Here is a 19,715-nt window from a genome sequence, read left to right on the forward strand (position 1 = left end):
CTTAAAATCCTCCCTTCTTGTGTGTCATTCTTCGTTTCAGCTGCGGCCACTGCCGTTTCAGGTACGGACCGGAAATAGCCAGAATGACGATCACAGAGGATACCAGCTTCAGCATAAATGCCGGCATGTTAAATCTCAGTGCAACGGTATACACCAGACGGAAAATAAAGGAACCAAGAACCATTCCCACCGCTCTTACAAAGATCCCGCCTTTTCCCAGGATGGTACCGCCGATGAGAAGGGAAGCCAGTGCGATGGTAACCATTCCCTGACCGATGTTGATATCCACAGATTTCTGTGACTGGGAAAGCAGGCATCCGGACAGTGCGGTAAAGGAGTTGGCGATACAAAGTCCCACGATTGTTGTAAATACGGGATTGATGGAGGACGACTTCACCATATCCGCGTTGTTTCCAGTGGCACGGATTGCAAGACCAAGCCGTGTCTTCAGGAAAACTACCAGGAACGCGATCACTGCTGCTACTGCGATCAGCGCAACAAGAATGTCTGCTCTTCCTTTCAATGGAGTATCTGCCAGAACATCCTTCATCATGGAAAATACCGTGTCTGTACGGTTCATATTGATCAGGGAAGAGCCTCCCATCACCGCAATGTTAATGGAATACAGTCCTGTATTCACAATAATTCCCGCAAGCAGACTGTCCACGCCCATCTTCGTCTGAAAGAATCCGGTTACAAAACCGGAGCAGATTCCAGCAAGCATTGCCGCTATAATGGATAAAAAAGGATGTCCGCTGACTGCCACGGCGGCTCCTACAGCGGCGCCTAAGGTAAAGCAGCCGTCTGTAGAAAGGTCGCAGACATTCAGCATGGAATAACTTAAAAATAATGCAAGGACAGTCAGGGAACAGATCAGTCCCAGTTTCAGGGCAGTTTCTCCTAAGGAGAGTGCAGTAGCCAGTGTCACAGTTTTTTCCTCCGGTTAGTTTTCTTCCAGTTCATCAAAGCTCTCTGCTGTGGTGATCTCATTTACCTGTGTGCAAAGAGGTTCCATAGCTGCTTTGACAGTCTCAAAATCAAGGCCAAGTGCCTCGCAGGTTTCTGTATTTACAGTTGCAGTACCGTTGTCAAAGGTCTCTACAGGAGTGGTAGCCGGGTCTGCACCGTTTAAAAGAATGTCAGCGATCATATCAGCTGTTTTTGCGCCAAGGTTTGCATAGTCAACGCCGTATCCTGCGAAAGCTCCGTTTAATGCGAAGGAATCAGCTCCTGTGTAGTGCGGGATTCCTGCATCAATGAATTTCTCATAGATGGAAAGTTCTGCTGTCATGATGGTGTTGTCCGTTGGGGTAAATACGGCATCTACACCGTCTGCAACAAGCGCATCTGCTGCAAGCTGTACCTCATCTGTGGTGGTTCCGGTACGCTCTACATACTCGATTCCGTTCTCATCCATGTAAGCCTTTGCTGCTTCGATGGCTGCTGTGGAGGAATCCTGTCCGATATCATATAAAAGTCCGATCTTTTTGGTGTCTGGATTTACTGCTTCGATCAGCTTCATAATGGAAGCGGTATCCAGATAATCGCTTGTTCCGGTAAGGTTTGCACCAGGTGCGTCAAGAGACTCTACCAGTCCTGCTCCAACCGGGTCAGATACTGCGGAAAATACAACCGGAGTGTCGGTTCCTTCTGTGCTTGCCTGCATACGCATAGCTACCGGAGTTGCAACGCCTACCATCAGATCTACGCCGTCAGCCTGGAAATCAGAGATGATCTGCTCCATTACGTTGGCATCCGCGTTGCAGTTGTCATAGGAGATCTCGAAGTTTACACCCTTTTCTTCCCCAATTTCTGCAAGACGGCTCTCTAAGTTGTCTACGATCTGGTTCAGGGATGCATCATCTACGTAGTTGCAGATACCGATCTTATAGTCATCTGCAAGAACAGGTGTTGCCATCATCATAGTTGCCATTGTTGCTGCTGCGATTGCGATCATTCTTTTTTTCATAGTTGTTTTCCTCTCTCTCTTAAAATTGGCTGGGGAATTACTGAGCCGATTCCCCGCATCTTGTCTGCGAGAAAGAATGAGTGGGATAAATAAAAATCCGCCTCAAGAACAACGCTTTCGTTGTTCTTTGAGACGGTAATAAGTTCTTATTATCGCGGTGCCACTCAAATTGACAAATCGTCCACTTTCTCATGTACAAACATACACTCCTGATTGGTAACGGGTTCGGTTCCCGTCGGTGCCTACTCTTGGTTCAAAATTTCGGGCCGCCCTCGAAAGTCCATTCCGCCAGCCGCTTCATACGAAGATCACACCATCCTCCGCTCTCTGTCAGGTCATCACTCATTCCATTCACAATGACCAAATGTCACATCTGGTTTACTACTCTTTCTCATCGGTTTAACTGGTTTATACTTTAGCACAGTACTGTAAGAATGTCAAGTGCAATTTTAAAGATATCGAGAATTGCGGCGCGAAATCATGCAAAGCATGATTTCTGTGCATCGCGAAGCGTGTTACTGGGCACGGAGTGAACAGTAACAGCTGCTTTGCAGCGGAGCAATTCGTGGATATCAAGTTAGGGTCAAAATGCTTTTTGCCCCTAACTTCCTTTAAATGGAATAGTCTGAATCTGTCATGTGTAGAAATGCCATGGTCTTCGGGTTCTTCGGGCAGGCGAAAAATTCTTTGGAAGGAGCTTCTTCTACAATTACGCCATCTTCCATATACACCACCCAGTTCGCCACTTTCCGGGCAAATTCCATTTCGTGAGTAACTACTACCATGGTGGTTCCCTCGTCTGCCAGTTTCCGCATAACATCCAGAACTTCTCCGGTGAGTCTTGGATCCAGGGCAGATGTGGGCTCATCAAACAGCACCACTTCCGGGTTATAGGCAATGGCTCTTGCAATGGCCACGCGCTGCTGCTGACCGCCGGAGAGCTGATCCGGGTAGAAATTGGCACGATTCTCCATGCCTACTTTTCCCAGCATTTCCATAGCTCTTTTTTGGGCTGCTTTGACAGAGATTTTTCGGGCTGCTGTAAGGCCTTCCAGCACATTCTGAAGGGCTGTTTTGTTGCGAAAAAGATTATAGCCCTGGAAAACAAAGCCCATTTTCATCCGCAATTCTTTAATTTCCTTCCTGGTAACTGCGGTAATGTCCTTCTGGAAGTCATCAAAGGTAATCTCTCCCTGATCTGCCTGCTCAAGGAAACTGATACAGCGCAAAAGGGTGGTTTTTCCTGAGCCGCTGTTTCCCAGAACTGCGATCACAGAACCCTTCTCCACTTTAAAGTCCACACCTTTCAGGACCTCATTTGAACCAAATTTTTTATGAATATTTTTTACTTCCAGCATAGGTTTTCACGCTTCTACTTTCAGAATATCATTAAAATAGTTATTGGCGATCATCATCACGCCCATTGCGGTGATCACTACAATTTCTTCCTCTGTGAACTGCTCTTTTAACTGGGCATAAATTTCCTCCGGAACATTTTTCGGGTCTCTGGCAAGGGCGCGTCCGAATGAAATCAGGAGATTTTCTTTGTCCGTAAATTCAAAGGTATCGAAATCGATTCCGTTCTCTTTCAGAAGCTTTCTGAAATACGTGCTGCATACCAGGCAGTCGTTTTCCTCCGAGATGGCATACTCGAAAAAGTCGCCTGCCCGCTTGCCGATCAGTCTCTGAAGCTCCCGGTCCAGAGCATAAGAACTGGCCTCAATGGCATTGAACGCCTCTGCATTGTGAAGCAGGGTAAGCTTCTCGTTGGTAAGCTTATAGCCCTGTGCAAGGTGCTCCTCGATTACTTTCTTTTCTTTTTCTCCGGCGGTTTCCGGATTTATTTTTGAAATATAAGACATATTATCATCCTTTCACTGGCGCAGGTGTATTCCAGACCAGTTTTTTCTCAAAATAGTTTTGGATCCAGGTTAAAACCGTGCAGATCATTAGATAGATGACTGCTGCTTCGCAGTACAGGGCAAATGGTTCATAGGTTCTGGCCGCGATCTGCTGTGCGGTGGTAAAAAGTTCCACTACTGTAATGCTGGAAGCAAGGGAGGTATCCTTGGTTAATCCGATCAGGGAATTGAATAATGGCGGGAATGCAATCCGAAATGCCTGGGGCATTACAACACGTAACATGGTCTGTGGATAATTCAAACCTATCATGTACGCGGCTTCTGTCTGTCCCTGGGGTACAGCCTGGATGGCAGAACGGAAAATTTCGGCATTGTATGCGCCAAGGTTCAGTGCAAAAGCAATCACAGCAGACGGAAAAGCATCCAGCACAATTCCCACAGAGGGCAGACCGAAGAAAATGATAAACAGCTGTACAATCAGCGGCGTTCCTCTGAATACCCAAATGTAGAATCTGGAAAATTGCTTCAGTCCTTTGATATTTGCAGTCTGTACCACTGCCAGAAACAGTGCAATGGTACAGCCAAGTACAAAAGAAATTAAGGTAAGGGGAATGGTAACTTTAATTCCGGGGATAAGGATTCTGGTAAAAGAAGAAATCAGAATCTGTGCTAATCTTTCACTCATGATTCGCTGTCCGGTGCCTCAGTGAAATCGGCGTCAAAATAATTTTCTGAAAGCTTGGATAAAGTACCGTCCGCTTTTAATTCGTCAATCGCTGTCTGGATGGCATCCAGAAGTTCTGTTTCCCCTTTTTTCACAGGAACTGCATATTCATCAACAGAGTCTGGGACGGAAAAAGCGGCTTCCAGCTCTGCATCCGGGTGTTCTTTCAGATAACTGCTGAACACATTTGCGTTAAAGCTGCAAAAATCAGCTCTGCCTGAGAGAACCAAAGATGCAGCCTCATCCGAGGTGGAAATTGCAACTACTTCGGCACCGGCGGCTTTGTAAATGTCAGCGGTAGTGGAGGTAATATTGGTAGCAACCTTTTTTCCCTTCAGGTCATCCCAGGATTTAATCTCATCGTTGCCCTTTTTGATCACAACCTGCTGCTCGATATAAAAATAGGGGCCTGCGAAATCATATTTTTCTTTTCGTTCGTCTGTAACACTTACAGCATTGATTACAGTATCAATACGGCCGCTGTCAATTCCTGCAAGAAGAGAATCCCAGTCAGCTTCGGTAAAGTCCACCTCTACTCCCAGCTTCTCTGCAATTGCCTTTGCTACATCCACATCAAAGCCAGTGAGATTTCCATCTTCATCGTGGTATGTATATGGCTGATAAGTTCCCTCCACACCTACTTTGATCACACCTGCATTCTGAATATCCTCCAGTTCATTTGCAAATACAAGCTGTGTGCCGCCAAAAAGAAGAGTTCCTGTTAAAACAGCTGTAAAAAGTCTATGTAATGTTTTCGTTTTCATAATAATTCTCCTCGTTCAATTTATAAAATATTGTCTGTTCGTTGTGATTTGCTGCAATGGAATCATTCACGGATTTCCCAAAGCTGAAAGATTCACAACATTTTCTGCCGAATGTTTGGATGATGCAATATAGTAACAAGTCTTAAAGCTGCAGTGGTCATTCTCATTTTCATTTCCATTTCCCCCTGTTTTATATTTCCTATTTTTTCAATAGGTTTAATGTGATTAAGATGATAACATAGGACAACCAGATTGTCTACTATAGAATTTTAATAGCTGGTTATAGGATATATTTATAGCGGAAGTGTGTTCATAGAGGATTTCGGCTAGAGCGTGTTTGAAAAAGGCTTTCTGCAAGATGTGCGTCACAATTTGCGGGAGATTTTACCCCCAAAAACAACAAAGTGCAGTTCCGGTATGCACGAAGCATATCCGGGCTGCACTTTGTTTTTAAAATGAAAATTATGATACTTGTTTTTATATCGTATGACCGATAAAAATCCGAACTTTCCTGTGCGTTGCACAAGAAGCAGCGTTTGCTGCGTAAGCTTAATTCTTAAAACTATGGATCGGAGCCGGGATGCGTCCGCCTCTTGCTACAAAAGCTTCGCAGGAGAAATTATTGACCGGCATGATCGGGGCATATCCAAGAAGGCCGCCAAATTCAACCGTCTCTCCCACTCCTTTTCCGATTACCGGGATCAGACGGACTGCTGTGGTCTTCTGGTTCACCATTCCAATGGCTGCCTCATCTGCGATAATACCGGAAATAGTGGATGCCTTGGTGTCTCCCGGAACTGCGATCATATCCAGTCCAACGGAGCATACGCAGGTCATGGCTTCCAGCTTCTCAATGGTAAGGGCGCCTGCTGTCACAGCGTCGATCATTCCCTGATCCTCACTGACTGGAATAAACGCGCCGCTTAATCCGCCCACTGCTGTGGATGCCATGACACCGCCTTTTTTCACCTGGTCGTTCAGAAGGGCAAGGGCTGCAGTGGTTCCCGGTGCGCCGGCTCTCTCAAGGCCGATCTCCTCCAGAATCTCAGCCACACTGTCGCCGATTGCAGGAGTTGGCGCAAGGGAAAGATCCACAATACCAAATGGAACGCCAAGCATCTTGGATGCCTCACGGGCAACCAGCTGTCCCACACGGGTAACCTTAAATGCGGTACGTTTGATCATCTCGCAGAGAGTCTCGAAATCCTCTCCTCTTACTTTCTCAAGAGCGGTTTTTACAACGCCAGGTCCGCTGACGCCGACATTGATAATACTGTCTGCCTCTGTAACACCGTGGAAAGCACCTGCCATAAACGGGTTGTCATCCGGCGCGTTGCAAAATACCACCAGCTTGGCACAGCCAAGGGAATCCTGCTCTTTGGTAGCCTCTGCTGTCTCAAGGACGATTTCTCCCATCAGCTTCACGGCGTCCATGTTGATTCCGGTCTTTGTGGAACCAACGTTTACAGAGCTGCACACCCGCTCAGTGCTTGCAAGTGCCTGGGGAATGGAACGGATCAAAAGCTCTTCTGCGGGGGTCATTCCTTTGCTTACAAGAGCAGTGTATCCGCCGATAAAGTTTACTCCAACCTGTTTTGCAGCTTTGTCAAGAGTCTTGGCGATGGTCACAAAGTCCTCTGTGGTCTTGCAGGCAGCTCCGCCTATCAGACCAATCGGGGTTACGGAAATTCGTTTATTTACAATGGGAATTCCGTACTGGGCAGAAATCTTCTCTCCGGTTGCTACCAGATCCTTAGCATAAGTGGTAATTTTGTTATAAATTTTTTCATTTAATTTATCAAGATCACTGTCAATGCAATCCAGCAGGCTGATTCCAAGGGTGATGGTACGAACATCCAGGTTCTCCTGCTCGATCATTTTATTGGTCTCGTTTACCTCAAACATATTAATCATAGCGTATGTGTTCCTTTCAAGTATAATGAAACTGTCGTCTTCTGACGACATTTTTAATGAAAGTCAGCTGTCCGGGACTTTCCTTTCAGATTCTATGCATTACGTTGAAAATATCCTCGTGCTGACAGTGGATCACTACGCCGATCTCATCCCCGAGAGCAGCCAGTTCCTTGGAAAGAGTTGCAATTTCCTTGTCTGAAGCGCTGGTGTCTGCGACCATCATCATGTTAAAATATCCCTGTACAATCGTCTGGGAAATGTCCAGAATGTTGACCTGGTTCTGGGCAAGATAGGTACATACCTTTGCAATGATACCAACGGTGTCGTTTCCTACTACTGTGATGATTGTTTTTTTCATGATACTCCTCCTGTGTTTGGGCATGCGGCCCATATTTGACTGTTGCTGCAAGCAGCAGCTATGGCTGTCTCAGGGAAACTCATTGCTGTACTCTAAAGCAAATTTGAAAAAAGCTCCAGATGAACAGTCCAAGATCTCCCCCATGACCTGTATACAAAAACGGACAGAATGTTTTCCGAAACCGCCGCCATCTGCGGCAGCAAAAAAGCCAGCTTGGGGCGTGCAGATTGCGGGAATGCTTTTTCAACCTCACTCTAGAGCATGACCACATCTGAAATACTGTCACGTTTCGCAACCTGTATCTTGAAATCTTTGGATTTATATGGATTATCTCCAAGGGTCACCTCTGAGCACACGGTCTCATAGGCAAGAGCCTCGTAGTTGTTTTCCTTGCTTAAATGTCCCAGGAATATGGCTTTCATATCGTCATGCAAAAGCCGACAAAGCAGCCTTCCTGCATTTTCATTGGAAAGATGCCCTCTGTCTCCCAGGATACGCTGTTTCAGATAATAGGGATAGCTTCCCACCTGAAGCATGCGGATATCGTGGTTCGCTTCCAGCAAAAGGGCGTCCAGATTCTGTAAATTATCTACTATGTATTTGTTATATTTGCCAAGGTCTGTGGCAATCCCCACTGCCTTGTCCTGACATTCCAGACGATATCCTACAGGCTGTGCCGCATCGTGTGGAATGGAAAACGGATGGATGGTCAGATCCTTAATATGAAAGTCCTGATCCTCCTCAATCTCATGGAAGGTATCCTCGGGAAGCTTCTGCATGTTCTTCATACGGCTGATGGCATCTGCCGTGCCGCCTGTTGTATACACGGGAATGTGGTATCTGCGCGCCATCACCCCAAGCCCGCTTACATGATCGGAATGCTCGTGGGTGACCAGGATAGCATCAATGTCATTGCCTGTCAGCTCCAGCTGGTTCAGGCCCTGCTCAATTCTTTTCCCGCTGATTCCTGCATCTACCAGGACATGGGTTTCTTCTGATCCCACATAAATACAGTTTCCGCTGCTGCCGCTGGCAATGCTACAAAATCTCATTTCTTCTTACTCCTTCTTCGATCTGCTTCCATGTTTCTTCCAGATCGCCGTTATTTTCTACCGTATAGTCTGTGTGGGCACGGAAATATTCCACTGAAGCCTGATTGCGGATGATACCAAGAGATTTTTCCCTTGTATAGCCCCGGTTCTCCATCAGTCTCTGAATCCGGATTTCTTCGTCTGTGTGGACATACCACACTTCATCGCAGAATTCTTCGTAATGCTCTTCTAAGAAAAGAGCCGCCTCTACAATGCAAAGCTTGCAGCCCTGTTGTTCCTTCTCTTTCAGACTTCGTAAAATATACCGTTTCACAGCCGGATGAATGATGCCGTTTAACTGCTCCAGCATATCCGGTTGTCCAAATACTACATCCGAAACCCTCTTCCGGTCAATAGTTTTATCGTTTTTTATCACATCTTTTCCAAACAGGCGGATCACGGGCTCATAACATTCTTCCCCAGGTTCCATCACAAGATGGCCAACTTCGTCTGCCTGAATTACGTATGCATCGTATTTTTTCTCAAGGAAAGCAAGCACCGTGCTTTTCCCGGCGCCTACCCCTCCTGTAATTCCTATGGTTCTCATTTGTTTTGCCTCATATGCATGGATTTATTTCGCTTCGTACCAGTTATCTCCCTGGTGCATGTCCACTTCCAGCTCTACTGCCAGATGAGCAGCCCCCTTCATCTCCTCTTCCAGAATTCTGGAAACCTGTGGAATTTCATCCTTCCAGGTTTCAATGAGAAGCTCATCGTGTACCTGAAGCACAAGCCTGGATCTTAATTTCTCATCCAGAAGGCGCTTATACACACGGTTCATGGCAATTTTAATAATATCTGCGGCAGTTCCCTGAATTGGGGAGTTCATTGCCACTCGCTCTCCAAAGGAACGCTGCATGAAATTACTGGATTTCAGTTCCGGCACCGGACGTCTTCTGCCAAACATGGTGGAAACGTAGCCCTTTTCTTTTCCCTGCTCCACCAGACCATCCAGAAAGCCCTTAATACTTGGGTATGTCTCAAAATACTTCTGGATATAGGCAGCTGCTTCTTTCCTGGTAATGCTAAGATCCTGACTCAGTCCAAAGGAGCTGATACCGTACACAATGCCGAAGTTTACTGCCTTGGCGTTTCGTCTCTGCAGCGGGGTGACTTCTTCAAGGGGGATGTGGAATACCTGGGATGCAGTCAGTCTGTGGATATCCTCTGCCTCCCGGTATGCCTGGATCAGCTTCTCATCCCCGGACATATGGGCCAGCACGCGAAGCTCAATCTGAGAATAATCCGCATCCAGAAATACAAAGCCAGGCTCCGGCACAAAAACCTTGCGGATCAGTCTTCCCAGCTCCATGCGCACTGGAATGTTCTGAAGATTCGGCTCTGTACTGCTGATTCTGCCTGTTGCGGTAATAGTCTGGTTAAAGGTGGAATGGATTCTTCCATCTGCTTCAATTACAGCGCCAAGACCGTCTGCATAGGTGGATTTCAGCTTGGCAAGCTGCCTGTATTCCAAAATATCGTTTACAATGGGATGATCCGGTGCCAGCTTCTCCAGAATGTCTGCGGAAGTGGAATAGCCGGTTTTGGTCTTTTTCCCGCCGGGAATTCCCATTTTTTCAAAAAGGATAACTCCAAGCTGCTTGGGGGAATTAATATTGAATTCCTCTCCTGCCTGCTGCCAGATCAGCTTCTCCAGCTCCTGGATGCGGACCGTCAGCTGATCTCCGTAATTTTTCAGTTCTTCCCCTTTCACTTCGATTCCCCATTTTTCCATGGAATCCAGGGTAAATACAAGGGGAAGCTCAATTTCTGTGTAAACTTTCCACATGCTGGTTTCCTTCAGCTTCTCTTCCAGCGGCCCTCTGACACAAAATGCGGTGTAGGCCATGTAGCATGCCAGCTGCTCCAGCTCTGGCATGTCCTGCTCCCAGGCTTTTTTCAGGGAGATTTTGCCAAGAAGCTCTTCTTTTGCAGGAATGGCTTTGCCATCCAGATAATCCCGGGCAAGCTCTTCATAGGTATAAGTGCTCTTTAATGGATTCAGAAGGTAGGCTGCAATACCGCAGTCAAAGACCTTTGCTTCCGGGCGCAGTTCGATATGCTTTAACATGGCTTTTACATCCATGGAGCAAAGCATGGTATTCTGGCTGAGACTTTCAAGTTTCTCACTAAGATAGCCTGGTGTAGTCATTCCCTGTACTGGAATGTAATAAATTTCATCCTCATTTAATGCCAGTCCCAGACCGTATGTGCCCTCTTTGTCTCCAAGAAGACTGACTCCAACCGCTTCTGCCTGCGCCGCTTTCTCAAAAAGAGCCTCGCAGCCCTCGAAATCACTGCAGGTAAAAAAGTCCTGTTCCATAGAGTCCTCGTTCACCTGTGCAGGATCAAAGCGGTTCAAAAAGCTTCTGAAATCCAGCTTTCGGCACAGCTCATAGGCTTCCTTTGTGTAAAGATCCCCGACTTTGGCATCCTCACAGGAAAATTCCACCGGGCTGTCCGTACAAATTGCAGCAAGTTCCCGGCTTAACTGTGCCAGTTCGTAATGTTCCAGAAGGGATTCCCGCGCACGTTTCTGGGGAATCTCTTCCGCGTGGGCGTAAGCATTCTCCACAGTGCCGTATTCTTTAATCAAGCGGGTGGCATTTTTCTCTCCCACTCCCGGGATTCCCGAAATATTGTCTGCGGAATCTCCCATAAGGGCTTTCAGTTCGATAATCTGGGAGGGAGTGACCTGATAATGCTCCAGCACCTCATCCTCATGATAGCTCTCTATAAGGGTCTGTCCCTTGGCTGTTTTTGGAATACGAATCAGGGTTTTCTTTGATGCCAGCTGCAGCAGATCCCGGTCACCGGAAAGAACTGTCACATCCATACCTTTCTCTTCGCTTCTTTTCGCCAGGGTTCCAAGGAGATCGTCTGCCTCATAGCCGGCCAGGGAAATGGTGGTTATCCCCATGGCAGCCAGCATTTCCTGAAGCAGGGGAAGCTGCTCTTTTAGTTCTTCCGGCATTGGTTTGCGGGTACCTTTATATTCTGGATATTTCTGATGACGGAAGGTAGGCTCGCTTCTGTCAAAAGCTACTGCCAGGTATTCCGGCTTTTCTTCTTCCAGTACTCTAAACAGAATATTCAGAAAACCGTAAACAGCGCCCGTGTGCAGTCCCTCCGGACTGGTGAGATCCGGCAGCCCGTAAAATGCTCTGTTCAAAATACTGTGACCATCTATCAATAAAATTTTCTCACACATGTGTGCCTCCTGTACAGCAGTTTTTTTCAAACACGCTCTAATATAACGAAAATCAAATATCAGCTCTATTGCCACAGCATATAAAAAATCAGACAAGTCAACATAGCGGTTACTTAATATTCGCTGTAATGCAGATTACAAGGTCTGCATAATAATATAAATTAAAAATCCTCCAAGCCCAGCAATTAAGGTACAAAAACCTACGCCGCTTAAGGCTCTTCGGAATTTCATTTTCAATATATAGTGCTTGGATCTGCGGATGTCATCCTCAAGAAGCTCCCGAAGGTCCAGCGAAGAATCCCCGCTTTCCTCATCCAGCTGGCGCATGGCGGCATGAACAATGAAATACGTCTCCAGTTCATCGTAACAGGATGGACAATTCTCCACATGATCCAGAAAATCCTCCAGCTCATTTACGGACAGATCATGTTCAATATATCGGTTTACCATACTCTCAGCAGTCTGACAATTCATGGATTTTCCCCCTGTCTTTTTGGTACTGTAGTTCTTCGCCGCTGTTTTCCACTGCAGGTTCTCCTGCAGTATTTTCTGCAAGCCTACGGCCCATATCGGTTATTATATCCGAATCCTCAAAAAAACACAAGGGAGTGGAAAAAAACATGGCATCGTTCTTTTGCACTCCCTTTTGCGGTTTCTTATTCTTCTGCTGTAAGCACCCTTGGCGGGTCATTCAAAATCTTCATAAATTCCTCGCCTGTAATGGTTTCATGCTCATACAGGTATTTGGCAAGCTCGTGGAGCTTCTCAATGTTGTCCTCCAGGATCTTGTAAGCTTTCTCATGCTGTCTGCGCACCAGTTCCACAACCTTCTTGTCCAGAAGAGTCTGTGTCTCAAAGGAACAGCTCAGGCTTGCATCTCCGCCCAGATACTGGTTGTTCATGCTCTCCATTGCTACCATGTCAAATTCGTCACTCATTCCATAGCGGGAAATCATGCCCCGGGCAATTTTAGTCGCCTGCTCAATATCATTGGATGCACCTGTTGTGATGCTGTGGAAAATCAGTTCCTCTGCAGCACGCCCTCCTGTGAAGGTGGCGATCTTGTTCTCCAGTTCCTCCTTGGACATCAGGAAATGTTCCTGTTCATCCACCTGCATGGTGTATCCAAGTGCACCAGAGGTACGGGGGATAATGGTAATCTTATGAACCGGAGCCGAATCCGTCTGCTTGGCAGCTACAAGTGCGTGTCCCACCTCGTGATAAGAAACGATCAGCTTCTCCTTATTGGAAAGTACGCGGTTCTTCTTCTGATATCCAGCAATTACAACCTCAATGCTCTCTTCAAAATCTGCCTGTGTAGCAAATTTTCTGCCGTCACGTACTGCACGCAGGGCAGCCTCATTTACAACATTGGCAAGCTCTGCGCCGGAAGCTCCGGCTGCTGCCTTGGCAATATCCTCAAAGCGTACGCTATCCGCAATCTTGATCTTCTTGGCGTGAACCTTAAGAATTTCCTCACGACCCTTCAAATCGGGAAGTTCTACCGGAATACGTCTGTCAAATCGTCCCGGACGAAGCAATGCCGGATCAAGAGAATCCGGACGATTGGTTGCTGCCAGAATCACAACACCCTTAGAACCGTCAAAGCCATCCATCTCTGTAAGAAGCTGATTCAGGGTCTGCTCACGCTCATCATTCCCGCCGGTGAAGCTTCCGCTGTCACGCTTCTTTCCGATAGTATCAATTTCGTCAATAAATACGATACAGGGTGCTTTCTCATTAGCCTGCTTAAACAGATCCCGAACCTTGGCAGCTCCCATACCAACAAACATTTCTACAAATTCAGAGCCTGAGATAGAGAAGAAAGGAACCTCCGCTTCACCTGCAACTGCCTTGGCAAGCAGGGTTTTACCTGTACCTGGAGGGCCTACAAGAAGGGCACCTTTGGGCATGGAAGCTCCGATTTCCGTATATTTCTGCGGATTGTGAAGATAATCTACGATTTCCGTAAGAAGCTCCTTGGCCTCATCCTCGCCTGCTACGTCTGTAAACTTAATACCTGTGGAAGATTTCACATATACCTTGGCATTGCTTTTGCCAAAGGACATGGCTCCGCCAGGACCTCCGCCCATGGAGCTCATCATCTTCCTGCTCAGCCATCTACCAAGTAAAACAAAGATGCCAATGGGAATCACATAACCTATGATCAGACTGAGAAGAATGGACTGCTTCTGGGGCTCTACTGCCTCCATGCTGGTGCCGGCGTCGTAAAGGCGGCTTACCAGATCCGGATCATCCATGCGCACGGTCTTGCAGACAACGTCTTCTCCGTTCTTTCTTACCACATAATAGATGTAATCATCCTGTACTTCTGCCTTGGACACATTTCCACGCTCTACATTGCTGAGGAATGTGCTGTAATCTGTCTTCTCCACAGAGCGCTCCTGCATGGCAGGGATTGCGAACACGTTCAGGAGAAGAATCACCACTACCGCCACCAGCACGAAAATGTATAAGGGACGGTTCTCTGGTTTTTTATGGTCAATATTCATTGGCATTTCCTCCATATTCTGTCAACTGTTAAATACTTTAGCATTTCTAATTGGGAATATCAATATTCTGCCCGGAAAATTTATAAACTTTTCATTCTTTTCATCATTCCTTTATTTCCTCATTGTGTGTATTTTTTACACAATTTCATAAATTAATTTCGGAAATCCACTTGCATAACATGACAATTTATGCTATCATATATCTTGTTTCAACCGCCGGCATGTCGGAATGGCAGACGAGGCAGACTCAAAATCTGTTGTAGGCAACTACGTGTGGGTTCAAGTCCCACTGCCGGCAATTTCATACGTTTCTATGAATCCCGTCAGAGCCTTGTCCTGCGGGATTTTTTCTTACCTAAGGGAGTAAACATGAAGCCAAAAGTATTTATAGCCGCCCATCTTGTTGCTTGGATTTAATTGCACAAAAAGCGATACCACTCAACTTCCGGAGTTGAACGATATCGCTTTTTATATTGTGCTTAATTGCCTAATTACAATTCATCCCCGGCAATCACGCCTTCTCCTCATCTTCCAGCAGCTTCTCAAAAATCGGGAAGCAGTCGAAGGTTGCGAAGTAGTCTCTTGGGGTCTCGGCGCGGCGGATCATGTCGAAGGTTCCGTCCTCGTGAAGAAGGATCTCCGCAGATTTCAGCTTGCCGTTGTAGTTGTAGCCCATGGAAAAGCCGTGGGCACCGGCATCATGGATCACCAGATAATCTCCCATGTCAATCTTCGGAAGATAACGGTCAATGGCAAATTTATCATTGTTCTCACAAAGAGATCCTGTAATGTCATACAGATGATCGCAAGGCTGATCCTCCTTGCCAAGAACGGTAATATGATGATAAGCACCGTACATAGCCGGACGCATCAGGTTTACTGCACAGGAATCCACGCCGATATATTCCTTGTGGGTATGTTTCTCATGGATTGCCTTGGTTACCAGGCAGCCATACGGTCCCATCATGAAACGTCCCAGCTCAGTGTAGATTGCCACATCTCCCATTCCTTCCGGAACAAGAACTTCCTCGTAAACCTTGCGCACACCCTCTCCGATCACACGGATATCATTAGGTGTCTGTTCCGGACGATACGGAATACCGATACCACCGGAAAGATTGATAAACTTAATGTGCGCTCCTGTCTCCTTCTGAAGCTTAACAGCAAGCTCAAACATTACCTTTGCAAGCATTGGGTAATATTCGTTCGTTACAGTATTGCTGGCAAGAAATGAATGGATACCAAACTCCTTTGCACCCTTGCTTTTAAGAATACGGAAAGCATCAAAAATCTGTTCCGTTGTCATACCGTATTTGGCATCTCCCGGATTGTCCATAATATCATTGCTGATCTTGAATACTCCGCCTGGATTATAGCGGCAGCTGATAATTTCCGGAATCCTGCCTACAGCCTTTTCCACACTCTCAATGTGAGTGATATCATCCAGATTAATAATTCCACCAATTTCATCTGCATACTTAAACTCTTCGTTCGGAGTATCATTGGAGGAAAACATAATGTCTCCCTTTCCGCAGCCGATTGCCTTGGAAAGCATAAGCTCTGTCATGGAAGAGCAGTCACAGCCGCAGCCATATTCCTGCAGAATCTTAATGAGAAATGGATTAGGTGTTGCTTTTACGGCAAAAAATTCCTTAAATCCCTTATTCCATGCAAATGCTTCCTTTAAAGCCTGTGCATTCTCACGGATTCCCCTCTCATCATAGAGATGGAACGGTGTAGGATACTTCTTTGCAATTTCCTGAACCTTCTCCAATGTTACAAAAGGTGTTTTTTTCATAATAGTTTCTCCTCGTTTATAAAATGTACAGCTATTTGTTACTTAGCCTCAATCACATGAAGCATGTTTGTAACAGCACCCTCCCTGGTCATATTCGTAGCCGGATCTCCTACAGTAAACACGATCAGATCGCCCTTCTTTGCAAGACGCTTTCTGCGGACAACGCTCATGGCCTGGGAAATAATATGCTCTGTGGAATCCTTCTCATATCCCTTCAACGGAGTCACACCCCAAACCAGCTGCAGTCTGTGAAGAACCGTATCACTGGGCGTAACTGCATAGATGGGAACAGCCGGGCGGAAATTGGAGATCAGTCTGGCCGTTCTTCCGCTAAAGGTAGGCGTTACAATAGCTTTTACCTTCAAATCTCTTGCTGTTTGTACTGCTGCAAGCCCCACAGCACTGGAAACACGGCTCTCTCCGCACATATTACGGCCATGGGTGTAGGACTCGTAATTCAGATGAGGCTCTGTATTCTGTGCGATTTCTACCATCATTTTCAGTGCCTCCAGCGGGTATTTACCTGCCGCAGTCTCACCTGACAGCATAATTGCATCTGTACCGTCATAAATAGCATTTGCAACATCTGCAACCTCTGCTCTTGTTGGACGCGGATTGCGGATCATGGAATCCAGCATCTGTGTAGCTGTGATAACCGGAACGTAATTTTCGTTGCATTTGCGGATGATCATCTTCTGAATGTAGGGAACCTCACTCGGAGGAATCTCCACTCCAAGATCACCTCTGGCAACCATAATTCCATCTGCTGCCTTAATGATCTCGTCGATATTCTCAACGCCCTCTGCATTCTCAATCTTGGCAATGATACCAATATCCTGACCGCCGTTTTCATCCAGAAGCTGTCTGATTTCCCGGATTGCCTTTGCATCCCGGACAAAGGAAGCTGCAATATAGTCAAATTCCTGCTGAATTCCAAATAAAATATCAGCTTTATCCTGCTCTGTAATTCCCGGAAGTTTCACTTTCACATAAGGGACATTGATTCCTTTACGCTCGCCAAGCTCACCGCCATTTAAAACACGGCAGACAATGTCACAGTTCTTTATATTCTCGATTTCCAGCTCGATCAGACCATCATCGATCAGGATTTTGCCGCCTTTTTTAACATCCTTATGCAGATTCTCATACGTAATGGCAACACGGGTTTCATCTCCCTCTATGTCACCTGTGGTAAGTGTAAATTCACTTCCTGTTTCCAGCATAACCTTCTTATGATCCTTCAGAAGCTTGGTACGGATCTCAGGTCCCTTGGTATCAAGAAGCATAGCAACAGGAATATTCAGCTCTTCCCTCAGGTTCTTGATCATGTCCACGCGCCCTCTGTGTTCTTCATGAGAGCCATGGGAAAAATTAAAACGGGCAATATCCATTCCGGCACGCATCATAGCTTTCAATACAGTTTTCTTACTGGAGGCCGGTCCCAGAGTACAGATGATTTTTGTTCTTTTCATAGCAGTTTATCCCTCTGTTTGTAATAGTTTACAGAACCTCACATCTATAGTGAGTTCCCGGAATCCCAAGGAAGCAAAACCATCTGCTTCACCCCCGGATTCTGTTTAAAGTATGTGCCAAAGCATATTGAAAAGGCTCTACTTCACATGTGTATGAGTAAAAAGATGGTCCTGGCAGTACTCATAATTTCCGTTACATCTGGAGCAAAAGCGAAATTCCAGATTGGGATCATCAAGCTCGGTGCGCCCGCAAATTGCACATTTATGCTTGGTCAGTGCACCACCGCCTGACCCGGTACGTCCTCTTGGCTCCATCGCCCTGCGAAATTCATTCCTTCTGTGGACCTCCTTCGGATTATACCGACTGAAATCCTTACTTCCAAAGTAAAAAATAATGAAGTTCAACAGTGAAGCCACAATAGGGATCACCAGATACCATGCACCTGCCATAATGTACTGAATCATTTCATATGCAACAATCACTACATAGAAAACCGCCATCCACTTCATCTTCACCGGAATGATAAACATAAGAAGAACCGACATATCCGGATAGCACATTGCATATGCAAGGAATGTGGACAAGCTGATATAATAGGTGGAGAATACGCTTCCTACCAGAACATTCCCTCCAAGAAGGAAGTATAAAATAAAAGCGCCTATAATTGTAAACAGGATTCCCGAAAAAATATACAAAGTATATTTAAAGGTACCAATCGTACGCTCCAGTGACGTTCCGATCGGATAATAAAAGAATAAAACCGCAATTGCAAACCAGAGTACACCTGCAGTACTTGGCGGATACAAAACCCATGTCACCAGTCTCCATATCTGTCCACGCAAAATATACGCCGGTTCCAGACTCAGCCAGTTCAGAAGGCTTGGATTTATGATCGTAAGCGCATAGCCAATCACGTAACAAACAATAATGTAAACTGTCAGATTGGGAATTCCGAATCTTCCATATTTGCGTTCCCACTTGTCAATAAATTTCATGTAATCCTCCATTCTCTGATGATCAGAAAAATTTCTTCTTGGATAGAATCACTGCCGCCACAATACTTACCAGAACGGACAACACGATTACCACTAAAAATCCCCATTTATCTGCTGAAAAAGGCATTCCTGCAGGACTTAGGTTCATGCCGTAGGCACTGAACACAATGGTGGGAATACTCATAACAATGGTAATGACAGATAAAACCTTCATAACCACGTTCAAGTTATTGGAAATAACAGATGCAAAGGTTCCCATCATACTGCTCAGGATACCGCTGTAAATGTTCGCCATCTCAATTGCCTGCTTATTCTCTATGATAACATCCTCCAGAAGATCTGTGTCCTCCGGATACTGCTTGATACTCTCTACTTTCAGAAGCTTCTCCAGCACTACCTCATTGGAACGAAGAGAGGTTGTAAAATAGACCAGTGATTTCTCCAGTTCCAAAAGCTCTAATAATTCCTGATTCCTAGTAGACATATGAAGCTTCTCTTCTACCTGCTCGCTCTTCTTATCTATAATTCGCAGATAATGCAGGTACATGGTCGCATTGCGATACAGAATCTGCAGAATAAATCTGGTCTTCATATAGGTAAAAAAGTTCCGCACCCTTCCTTCCATAAAACGGGTAAGTACCTGCGTATCCTCCAGACATACGGTAATGATCATTTTCCTGGTAACTATAATGCCCAGAGGGATGGTGCCGTACCAATCCTTTTCATTACGTTCCTCAATGATCGGAACATCTACAAGTATCAGGGTATAATTGTCTTCCACTTCGATACGGGAACGCTCTTCTTCATCAAGAGGTGCCCGAAGATCATCCACTTCAATTCCAAATCGCTCGGATATCTCAAATATCTCAGTTGCAGTAGGATTGGTCATCGCAATCCAGCAATCCTCCTGTGGCTCCTGGATTTCATGAATTGCCCCTTCTATTGTCTTGAAAACCCTTACCACAATCTGCACTCCTTCCATCACAAAAATACAGTTTCCATTATAATTTGTACAAGAAATTTTGTCAATTCTAATAGATTCG

General features: G+C 45.9%; 19 protein-coding genes and 1 tRNA gene. 2 read left to right on the top strand and 18 right to left on the bottom strand.

Annotated features, from left to right (window positions below; all coding sequences use genetic code 11):
- Position 1: 1 nt before the first annotated feature.
- The 9 genes from H8S54_RS11140 to H8S54_RS11175 all read right to left on the bottom strand — a co-directional run bounded on the left by H8S54_RS11140 (position 2) and on the right by H8S54_RS11175 (position 7,591).
- A complete protein-coding gene (locus H8S54_RS11140) occupies positions 2-928 on the bottom strand; it encodes an ABC transporter permease (RefSeq protein WP_117853908.1) in 927 nt (308 codons plus the stop codon).
- 15 nt (positions 929-943) lie between these two features.
- Positions 944-1,969 carry an ABC transporter substrate-binding protein gene (locus H8S54_RS11145; protein ID WP_117853910.1) on the bottom strand — a complete coding sequence of 342 codons (1,026 nt, stop codon included), beginning with the start codon at positions 1,967-1,969 and terminating at the stop codon, positions 944-946.
- A 611-nt stretch (positions 1,970-2,580) separates the two neighbouring features.
- Entirely contained in the window at positions 2,581-3,327 is a 747-nt protein-coding gene (locus H8S54_RS11150; protein ID WP_021925035.1) for an amino acid ABC transporter ATP-binding protein, read from the bottom strand.
- Between the two features lie 6 nt (positions 3,328-3,333).
- Positions 3,334-3,831 (bottom strand): carboxymuconolactone decarboxylase family protein, encoded by a 498-nt coding sequence (locus tag H8S54_RS11155; RefSeq protein ID WP_021925036.1) that lies wholly within the window; start codon positions 3,829-3,831, stop codon positions 3,334-3,336.
- A 4-nt stretch (positions 3,832-3,835) separates the two neighbouring features.
- Entirely contained in the window at positions 3,836-4,516 is a 681-nt protein-coding gene (locus H8S54_RS11160) for an amino acid ABC transporter permease (RefSeq protein ID WP_021925037.1), read from the bottom strand.
- Positions 4,513-5,319: a transporter substrate-binding domain-containing protein gene (locus H8S54_RS11165; RefSeq protein WP_117853912.1), complete on the bottom strand. Its 807-nt coding sequence runs from the start codon at positions 5,317-5,319 to the stop codon at positions 4,513-4,515. Before H8S54_RS11165 ends, H8S54_RS11160 begins: the two co-directional genes overlap by 4 nt.
- 310 nt (positions 5,320-5,629) lie before the next feature.
- On the bottom strand, positions 5,630-5,749 hold the full coding sequence (locus tag H8S54_RS19375; protein WP_408610275.1) for a DUF6783 domain-containing protein: 120 nt from the start codon (positions 5,747-5,749) through the stop codon (positions 5,630-5,632).
- Between the two features lie 119 nt (positions 5,750-5,868).
- The gene (locus tag H8S54_RS11170; RefSeq protein ID WP_021925039.1) at positions 5,869-7,233 is read right to left on the bottom strand and encodes a PFL family protein; all 1,365 of its coding nucleotides are present in this window, start codon (positions 7,231-7,233) and stop codon (positions 5,869-5,871) included.
- Positions 7,234-7,318: 85 nt separating this feature from the next.
- Positions 7,319-7,591 (bottom strand): ACT domain-containing protein, encoded by a 273-nt coding sequence (locus H8S54_RS11175; RefSeq protein WP_021925040.1) that lies wholly within the window; start codon positions 7,589-7,591, stop codon positions 7,319-7,321.
- A gap of 142 nt (positions 7,592-7,733) precedes the next feature.
- Between H8S54_RS11175 and H8S54_RS19380 the strand changes: the two genes are divergently transcribed.
- Entirely contained in the window at positions 7,734-7,856 is a 123-nt protein-coding gene (locus H8S54_RS19380) for a DUF6783 domain-containing protein (RefSeq protein ID WP_408610278.1), read from the top strand.
- On the opposite strand, the gene H8S54_RS11180 is transcribed toward H8S54_RS19380, so the two are convergent.
- The 5 genes from H8S54_RS11180 to ftsH all read right to left on the bottom strand — a co-directional run bounded on the left by H8S54_RS11180 (position 7,846) and on the right by ftsH (position 14,406).
- Positions 7,846-8,643 (bottom strand): MBL fold metallo-hydrolase, encoded by a 798-nt coding sequence (locus H8S54_RS11180; RefSeq protein WP_021925041.1) that lies wholly within the window; start codon positions 8,641-8,643, stop codon positions 7,846-7,848. The two genes, H8S54_RS19380 and H8S54_RS11180, sit on opposite strands and share 11 nt — an antisense overlap.
- Complete coding sequence (coaE, locus tag H8S54_RS11185; protein WP_021925042.1) at positions 8,630-9,229, bottom strand: dephospho-CoA kinase; 600 nt, start codon at positions 9,227-9,229, stop codon at positions 8,630-8,632. The genes H8S54_RS11180 and coaE overlap by 14 nt, the downstream gene beginning before the upstream one ends.
- A gap of 24 nt (positions 9,230-9,253) precedes the next feature.
- Positions 9,254-11,893, bottom strand: coding sequence for a DNA polymerase I (gene polA / locus H8S54_RS11190; RefSeq protein ID WP_021925043.1), 2,640 nt, complete (start codon positions 11,891-11,893; stop codon positions 9,254-9,256).
- Positions 11,894-12,028: 135 nt separating this feature from the next.
- The gene (locus tag H8S54_RS11195) at positions 12,029-12,448 is read right to left on the bottom strand and encodes an anti-sigma factor family protein (protein WP_243000290.1); all 420 of its coding nucleotides are present in this window, start codon (positions 12,446-12,448) and stop codon (positions 12,029-12,031) included.
- 101 nt (positions 12,449-12,549) lie between these two features.
- Complete coding sequence (ftsH, locus tag H8S54_RS11200; RefSeq protein ID WP_021925045.1) at positions 12,550-14,406, bottom strand: ATP-dependent zinc metalloprotease FtsH; 1,857 nt, start codon at positions 14,404-14,406, stop codon at positions 12,550-12,552.
- Between the two features lie 215 nt (positions 14,407-14,621).
- Between ftsH and H8S54_RS11205 the strand changes: the two genes are divergently transcribed.
- Positions 14,622-14,704: transfer RNA gene (locus H8S54_RS11205), tRNA-Leu, on the top strand.
- Positions 14,705-14,917: 213 nt separating this feature from the next.
- On the opposite strand, the gene H8S54_RS11210 is transcribed toward H8S54_RS11205, so the two are convergent.
- The 4 genes from H8S54_RS11210 to H8S54_RS11225 all read right to left on the bottom strand — a co-directional run bounded on the left by H8S54_RS11210 (position 14,918) and on the right by H8S54_RS11225 (position 19,636).
- Positions 14,918-16,204: a diaminopimelate decarboxylase gene (locus H8S54_RS11210; protein WP_021925046.1), complete on the bottom strand. Its 1,287-nt coding sequence runs from the start codon at positions 16,202-16,204 to the stop codon at positions 14,918-14,920.
- A 38-nt stretch (positions 16,205-16,242) separates the two neighbouring features.
- Positions 16,243-17,676, bottom strand: coding sequence for a pyruvate kinase (gene pyk / locus H8S54_RS11215; protein WP_117853915.1), 1,434 nt, complete (start codon positions 17,674-17,676; stop codon positions 16,243-16,245).
- 138 nt (positions 17,677-17,814) lie between these two features.
- On the bottom strand, positions 17,815-18,672 hold the full coding sequence (locus tag H8S54_RS11220) for a hypothetical protein (RefSeq protein WP_117853917.1): 858 nt from the start codon (positions 18,670-18,672) through the stop codon (positions 17,815-17,817).
- A 22-nt stretch (positions 18,673-18,694) separates the two neighbouring features.
- Entirely contained in the window at positions 18,695-19,636 is a 942-nt protein-coding gene (locus H8S54_RS11225) for a magnesium transporter CorA family protein (protein WP_117853992.1), read from the bottom strand.
- Positions 19,637-19,715: the final 79 nt, after the last annotated feature.

This window comes from Blautia segnis (assembly GCF_014287535.1).
Taxonomy (GTDB): domain Bacteria; phylum Bacillota; class Clostridia; order Lachnospirales; family Lachnospiraceae; genus Blautia_A; species Blautia_A acetigignens.

What these genes read in the sequence shown, in the direction of transcription:
- H8S54_RS11145 (WP_117853910.1), bottom strand. Translation starts at nt 1,969, where the DNA reads ATGAAAAAAAGAATGATCGCAATCGCAGCAGCAACAATGGCAACTATG.
- H8S54_RS11150 (WP_021925035.1), bottom strand. Translation starts at nt 3,327, where the DNA reads ATGCTGGAAGTAAAAAATATTCATAAAAAATTTGGTTCAAATGAGGTC.
- H8S54_RS11155 (WP_021925036.1), bottom strand. Translation starts at nt 3,831, where the DNA reads ATGTCTTATATTTCAAAAATAAATCCGGAAACCGCCGGAGAAAAAGAA.
- H8S54_RS11160 (WP_021925037.1), bottom strand. Translation starts at nt 4,516, where the DNA reads ATGAGTGAAAGATTAGCACAGATTCTGATTTCTTCTTTTACCAGAATC.
- H8S54_RS11165 (WP_117853912.1), bottom strand. Translation starts at nt 5,319, where the DNA reads ATGAAAACGAAAACATTACATAGACTTTTTACAGCTGTTTTAACAGGA.
- H8S54_RS19375 (WP_408610275.1), bottom strand. Translation starts at nt 5,749, where the DNA reads ATGCTTCGTGCATACCGGAACTGCACTTTGTTGTTTTTGGGGGTAAAA.
- H8S54_RS11170 (WP_021925039.1), bottom strand. Translation starts at nt 7,233, where the DNA reads ATGATTAATATGTTTGAGGTAAACGAGACCAATAAAATGATCGAGCAG.
- H8S54_RS11175 (WP_021925040.1), bottom strand. Translation starts at nt 7,591, where the DNA reads ATGAAAAAAACAATCATCACAGTAGTAGGAAACGACACCGTTGGTATC.
- H8S54_RS19380 (WP_408610278.1), top strand. Translation starts at nt 7,734, where the DNA reads ATGACCTGTATACAAAAACGGACAGAATGTTTTCCGAAACCGCCGCCA.
- H8S54_RS11180 (WP_021925041.1), bottom strand. Translation starts at nt 8,643, where the DNA reads ATGAGATTTTGTAGCATTGCCAGCGGCAGCAGCGGAAACTGTATTTAT.
- coaE (WP_021925042.1), bottom strand. Translation starts at nt 9,229, where the DNA reads ATGAGAACCATAGGAATTACAGGAGGGGTAGGCGCCGGGAAAAGCACG.
- polA (WP_021925043.1), bottom strand. Translation starts at nt 11,893, where the DNA reads ATGTGTGAGAAAATTTTATTGATAGATGGTCACAGTATTTTGAACAGA.
- ftsH (WP_021925045.1), bottom strand. Translation starts at nt 14,406, where the DNA reads ATGAATATTGACCATAAAAAACCAGAGAACCGTCCCTTATACATTTTC.
- H8S54_RS11210 (WP_021925046.1), bottom strand. Translation starts at nt 16,204, where the DNA reads ATGAAAAAAACACCTTTTGTAACATTGGAGAAGGTTCAGGAAATTGCA.
- pyk (WP_117853915.1), bottom strand. Translation starts at nt 17,676, where the DNA reads ATGAAAAGAACAAAAATCATCTGTACTCTGGGACCGGCCTCCAGTAAG.
- H8S54_RS11220 (WP_117853917.1), bottom strand. Translation starts at nt 18,672, where the DNA reads ATGAAATTTATTGACAAGTGGGAACGCAAATATGGAAGATTCGGAATT.